The organism is Knoellia aerolata DSM 18566, from assembly GCF_000768695.1.
In the GTDB taxonomy this organism is placed as follows: Bacteria; Actinomycetota; Actinomycetes; order Actinomycetales; family Dermatophilaceae; genus Knoellia; species Knoellia aerolata.
The window spans coordinates 1-486 of sequence record NZ_AVPL01000177.1; the positions used below are offsets into that span (position 1 = coordinate 1).

General features: G+C 69.3%; 1 protein-coding gene and 1 pseudogene. Both read left to right on the forward strand.

All coding sequences use genetic code 11. The features are described 5' to 3' along the window. A partial coding sequence (locus N801_RS19205) for a transposase (protein WP_035941108.1) occupies positions 1-208 on the forward strand: 208 nt, incomplete at its 5' end. Positions 209-267: 59 nt separating this feature from the next. Beyond that, positions 268-486, forward strand: a pseudogene (locus tag N801_RS19210) (IS3 family transposase); the annotation flags it as partial.

The window sequence follows — 486 nt, forward strand, 5'->3', positions numbered from 1 at the left end:
CGCGAAGGACTTCGGGATCTCCGAGTCGTGTCTGACGAACTGGATGACCCAGGCCGACCGCGACGCCGGCGTGAAGTCCGGTCCGGGCCGTGAGGAGCTGGCCGAGCTGCGCGAGCTCAAGCGGCGCAACCGGTTGCTGGAGCAGGAGAACGAGGTGCTGCGGCGGGCGGCGGCGTACCTGTCGCAGGCGAACCTGCCGGGAAAATGATGTACCCGCTCGTCCGTGAGTTGGCCGTTGACGGGATTCCCGTGACGGTGACGTGCCGGGTGCTCAGGATCGCTCGCCAGCCGTACTACCGGTGGCTCGAGGCGCCGGTGAGCGACGCTGACTGGGTTGCGGCGCACCGGGCGAACGCGCTGTTCGACGCTCACCGCGACGACCCGGAGTTCGGGTACCGGTACCTGCACGAGGAAGCGGCCGACGCCGGGCAGGTGATGACCGAGCGGACCGCGTGGGCGATCTGCTCCCAGCAGGGCTGGTGGTCT